The organism is Ruminococcus sp. RTP21204st1_B2_RTP21204_210225, assembly GCF_040914135.1.
GTDB classification, from domain to species: Bacteria; Bacillota; Clostridia; order Oscillospirales; family Ruminococcaceae; genus Hominimerdicola; species Hominimerdicola aceti.
The window spans coordinates 1-4,758 of sequence record NZ_JBCPGA010000081.1 but is presented as its reverse complement, the minus strand read 5'-3'; the positions used below and the strand labels follow the sequence as shown (position 1 = coordinate 4,758).

The 4,758-nt window shown below is 41.8% G+C and carries 5 protein-coding genes and 1 other RNA gene; 2 read left to right on the top strand and 4 right to left on the bottom strand.

The window, feature by feature from the left end:
• Positions 1-175 precede the first annotated feature (175 nt).
• Together AB5123_RS13805 and tadA are read left to right on the top strand one after the other, a co-directional pair.
• Positions 176-1,336 carry a CPBP family intramembrane glutamic endopeptidase gene (locus AB5123_RS13805; protein ID WP_337811995.1) on the top strand — a complete coding sequence of 387 codons (1,161 nt, stop codon included), beginning with the start codon at positions 176-178 and terminating at the stop codon, positions 1,334-1,336.
• Positions 1,333-1,806, top strand: coding sequence for a tRNA adenosine(34) deaminase TadA (gene tadA / locus AB5123_RS13800; RefSeq protein WP_138339109.1), 474 nt, complete (start codon positions 1,333-1,335; stop codon positions 1,804-1,806). The genes AB5123_RS13805 and tadA overlap by 4 nt, the downstream gene beginning before the upstream one ends.
• Before the next feature lie 17 nt (positions 1,807-1,823).
• On the opposite strand, the gene recR is transcribed toward tadA, so the two are convergent.
• The 4 genes from recR to ffs form a co-directional block, all read right to left on the bottom strand.
• A complete protein-coding gene (gene recR / locus AB5123_RS13795) occupies positions 1,824-2,426 on the bottom strand; it encodes a recombination mediator RecR (protein WP_022288658.1) in 603 nt (200 codons plus the stop codon).
• A complete protein-coding gene (locus AB5123_RS13790; RefSeq protein ID WP_022288657.1) occupies positions 2,426-2,776 on the bottom strand; it encodes a YbaB/EbfC family nucleoid-associated protein in 351 nt (116 codons plus the stop codon). Before AB5123_RS13790 ends, recR begins: the two co-directional genes overlap by 1 nt.
• A 24-nt stretch (positions 2,777-2,800) precedes the next feature.
• Complete coding sequence (gene dnaX / locus AB5123_RS13785; RefSeq protein ID WP_256320776.1) at positions 2,801-4,420, bottom strand: DNA polymerase III subunit gamma/tau; 1,620 nt, start codon at positions 4,418-4,420, stop codon at positions 2,801-2,803.
• Between the two features lie 37 nt (positions 4,421-4,457).
• Positions 4,458-4,557: signal recognition particle sRNA small type (gene ffs / locus AB5123_RS13780), an RNA gene on the bottom strand.
• Positions 4,558-4,758 lie beyond the last annotated feature (201 nt).

Genomic DNA, 4,758 nt, shown 5'->3' with positions numbered 1-4,758 from the left:
ACAAAAAAGACTGCTTTCCTACCCTTTTAAGGGTGGTTGCAGTCTTTTTTTATTGCGCGTTTTTTTACAGCCCCTTTTTTTGTCTTAAAATATTATGAATAATAAGTTAAATGATATTTGCATGCTTTAAAAAAGTACGGTGATATGCTATAATTAGTATATCGGAGGTGAGAATTTGAACGATACAAATACTAAAGATTATATGATTGACGTTGCCCAGGATACCACTTATCAAAATCAGAGTGATGATTATAAGAAGTCGTTTGCAAAGTGGCGTTCAAATCCTCAGAATTCTTTTGGATTCCAGTTTATACATGATACAAGAGAACACTCGTACATTGATGGCGAGGGTTTTGTGCCTCATAAGGCAGAGGTAGCAGAGAGGATCTCTATGCTAAAATGCTGTAGTTTGTTGGGCATTTGTCTTGTGGTAATGCTTGCTATTGATTTTCTTAACTATTTTATAGTGAATAAATACGCGCCGGATACAACTGGTACATTTGTGTATTTTTCTCAAACAGATGGCGGATATGGCAGATATGGTGTTGGAATGACTTTTATTTTAGGTCTGTTGTTTGCTGCAAAGTTTGTTGTGCCTGGTCTTATTTTTAAGATCGTTACTAAGATCCCTAATAAAGTCGTTTTTGCAAATTCAAAGGGCTACGAAAAAATGCGTGGAACTGCTGTGGTAATTATGATGGTCATAATCGTTGTGGGCAGAGTTGGACAATATATCCTTAGTCTGCTGTTTTCAACTGTGCATTTAGACGGGATATATTCTATTTTTGTATTCTCTGAAGATCCTGTTGTTGCTCTTGTTTCTTTTGCTTTCTTTGCGATCATTGTTCCTATAATGCAAGAGATAGTATTTCGAGGAATTTTTTTGCAGACTTTTCGTCAATTTGGCGACACCTTCGCTATTATGATCACTGCTGTTGTGAACGGTTTATGCTACTATGATATTACATATCTGCCTTTTGTTGTATGCTGTACTGCGGTTCTTGGACTTTTTACTATACGAACAGGCTCGGTTTTTACTGCAATTTCAATGAGTATTTGCGCCCACATCACGAATTTTGTATTAAGTTACATTGTTCTCTATGATCTTCCTTATGCCAAAATAGCAGAAGTCATAATCTGTACAGTGATCGTTGGTGTATCACTTGTGATGTACTCTAAGCTTACAAGCTTTGGTGACTGGACATTCAACATTGAAAATGATAATTCTTTTATGACAATGTCAAAGCGAGTTAAATCTTTCATTGCAACTAACTCGATCGCAGTGTGGATAGCTGCAATTCTTGTGACCATGTTTGTGTGTGCGAGGATAATATGACGAGAGATGAGCTTTACATGAAAAAAGCGTTGGAGCTTGCGGAAATTGCCGCAGAGCAGGGGGAAGTACCTGTGGGTGCGATAGTTGTGAAGCGTTCCAGTGGTGAAATAATCGGCAGGGGATTCAATCGTCGTGAGTATGGGCATTCCCCTTTGACTCATGCCGAGTTTGTGGCTATTGAGGAAGCAAGTCGCAATCTTGGCGGCTGGCGGCTTATGGGTTGTGAGCTTTTTGTTACTCTCGAGCCTTGTCCTATGTGTACGGGTGCGATAATAAATTCTCGAATTGAGCGTGTGGTTTTTGGTGCGTATGACAAAAAGGCTGGTTCTTGCGGGTCGGTGGTAAATCTTTTTGAGCTACCCTATAATCACAAACCTCTTTGCACAGGCGGTATACTGCAAGAGCGGTGTGCAGATACACTGACGGAATTTTTCAAAAATCTTAGACGTAAAAAAAACCTCTCCGAATAGTTCGGGGAGGTTTTTTCTTATATTTCGTTTCGATTTTCCAAAGCCTTGTAAAGCGTCACTTCATCAGCATATTCAAGCACTCCGCCAACGGGTAGACCGAACGCCAAACGTGTGACCTTTACACCAAGGGGTTTCAGAAGCCTTGAAATGTAAATTGCCGTAGCTTCGCCATTAACTGTAGGATTAGTAGCCATAATGACTTCTTTAACATTCTCAGGCTCTATCCTCGCAAGCAGTTCTTTTATTTTAAGCTTGTCAGGGGAAATGTCGTCCATAGGGGAGAGAAGTCCATGCAAAACATGGTAAACGCCTTTGTACTCCTTAGTACGCTCGAAAGCTGCTATATCCTTTGGGTCTTCTACTACGCAGACCGTTGTGTGGTCACGTCTTGGGTCGGCACAGATAGGGCACTTTGGCTTGTCAGTAAAGTTCTGGCAAACACTGCAAAGATGAACGCTTTTGTGGGCATTAGTGATAGCCGCTGCAAAAGCCGATGCGTCCTCGTCTGTCATGGACATAACATAGTAGGCAAGGCGCTGTGCGGACTTCATGCCTATACCAGGGAGCTTTGCAAATTGCTCTGCCAGAAGTACCAAAGGCAGTGCGTTTGACTCAGCCATTAAAACAGACCTGGGAATGATACTCCGCCGGTGAGTTTCTGCATTTCAGTGTCGCTTACTTCATCGAGGTTAGCAACAGCCTGATTGAAAGCTGCCATAACGAGGTCCTGAAGTGTTTCAACGTCCTCTGGATCAACTACCTCAGGCTTGATATCAAGCTTAAGTACGTTTCTCTTGCCGTTGATAGTTACCTCAACAACTCCGCCGCCTGCTGTACCTGTGAACTCTCTCTGCTCAAGGTCTGCCTGAAGAGCTGTGATCTCGTCCTGCATTTTTTGAGCCTGCTTGAGCATCTGATTCATGTTATTGGAAGGACCCTTGCCCATTCCCTGTGGAAGTCTTGCTTTCATTTTAAAAACTCCTTATATTCAAAATTATTTTTTTATATCAACTTCAATATCAAGTTTTTTCGCTTTGTCAAGCAACTGATTTATAGGATTTTCCGTATCCTCAGGTGCGACATTTTTGGCTGATTTGACTTTGATAGTGAAGTTTTGTCCGAAATTATTTTTCAGTATCTCATTAAGCACCGTAGCATCACCACTTGCTTTGAACTTTTTGAGATAAAAGTCATTGTGTACTATCATAAGCAACACATTCTGACACATATAAGCCTTTGAATTGACTAAGAAACAGCCTATGGCAGGATTTGTCTGCTTGACCTGCTCAACAATGTTGTCCCAAGTCTGCACAAGCTTGAAGTCGCTTGCTTTCATTTTCTTGAAATCCGGGTCAAAAGGCTTTGGTGGTGGAGTTTGTTCCTGCTGAGCTGGTGTGGTGATCTGCGGTTGAGTCTGCAAAACGGCACCATTTTTTAGTGCATTCTCAAGCTGAGTTATTCTATTAAGAAGCACTGTGATCTCAGCATTGCCTGATACAGCTTGCACAGTTGCACCTGCTTTTTGAGCAGCTCCGCACAGCTTTATGATACACATTTCAAGCTCGATACGCTTTGATGTGCTTTTTGCAAAACGCTCGCTGCACTCCTGCAAAGTATTTATATCCCCGAGTATCTCGTCCAGCTTCATGCGTTCTGCAAGGGCTTTAAGTCTTTCATACTCGTCAGGCAGACAAGTTATAAGATCCTTGTTGTTGTCGATAGTTTTGATTATCATGACATTTCTCATCTGAGCGAGCAGTTCGCCTGCCAAGACTTTCAGATCTTTTGACATATCATAAAGCTTGTCAACGACTCTGAGTGCGCCTGCGGCGTCCTTTTCGGCTATCTTTTCGAGAATATCAAAAAGATAATCACGTCCTGCAATGCCGGAAGCTGAGGACACAACGTCAAGGGTGATGTCATTTTCATAGGCAACGCACTGGTCTAAGAGAGAAAGTGCGTCACGCATACCACCGTCAGAAAGCCTTGCTATCATGCCTGCAGCATCTTCGTGGAGGGTAAAGCCCTCCTGTGAAGCAATATACATAAGCCTTGAAACGATGTCCTCGTTTCTTATCCTGTGAAAGTCGAAATGCTGGCATCTCGACACGATAGTAGCAGGAACTTTATGTATCTCCGTAGTGGCAAGAATAAACTTCACATGCGGAGGAGGTTCTTCCATAGTTTTCAGCAGGGCATTGAATGCGCCCGCGGAAAGCATATGCACCTCATCTATGATATATACCTTATATTTACACCTTTCAGGAGTATAGACAACGCCTTCACGCAGTTCTCTGATATCGTCTACTTTAGAATTTGAAGCAGCGTCAATCTCGATAATATCGGAAAGAGTGCCGTTGTCAGCGTCTTTGCATATCTCACATTCAAGGCATGGCTCACCGTCATGTGGGTCAAGGCAATTGATAGCCTTTGCAAAAATTCTTGCGCAGGTGGTCTTTCCCGTACCTCTCGAGCCTGTGAAAAGATAGGCGTGAGCGGTCTTGCCGCTTTTTATCTGATTTTTGAGAGTAGTTGTAATATGCGGTTGTGAAACAACATCGTCAAATGACATTGGACGCCATTTTCTGTACAATGCCTGATACAAAACTCTCACTCCAATCAAGAAAATAAAAAAATCAATCCGACATATGGGCGTGCGGGCGGAACTGTGACACACGAAACAAACCGCTTAATGCTGCTCGGTTCCCCGCCTGACATGGTTCACAGCGTTTCATTGCACAGGACCCGCACACCTATATCTCGGATTGATGAGGAACAATAACTGAATCATATCAATCTAACTTTTGTTACCTTACTATTATAACATACTTCCAATGAAATTTCAAGTGTTTTTGAAAAAAAGTTATAAAAAAGGCTGTAGTGCTACAATAGATATTGGACAAAATTAAGAAAAAAGAAAAGAGAGATAGGCAAAAATCTGATAAAATAAAG

Excerpts from the sequence above, each read along its gene's own strand:
- tadA (WP_138339109.1), top strand. The coding sequence starts at position 1,333 with ATGACGAGAGATGAGCTTTACATGAAAAAAGCGTTGGAGCTTGCGGAA.
- AB5123_RS13790 (WP_022288657.1), bottom strand. The coding sequence starts at position 2,776 with ATGAAAGCAAGACTTCCACAGGGAATGGGCAAGGGTCCTTCCAATAAC.
- recR (WP_022288658.1), bottom strand. The coding sequence starts at position 2,426 with ATGGCTGAGTCAAACGCACTGCCTTTGGTACTTCTGGCAGAGCAATTT.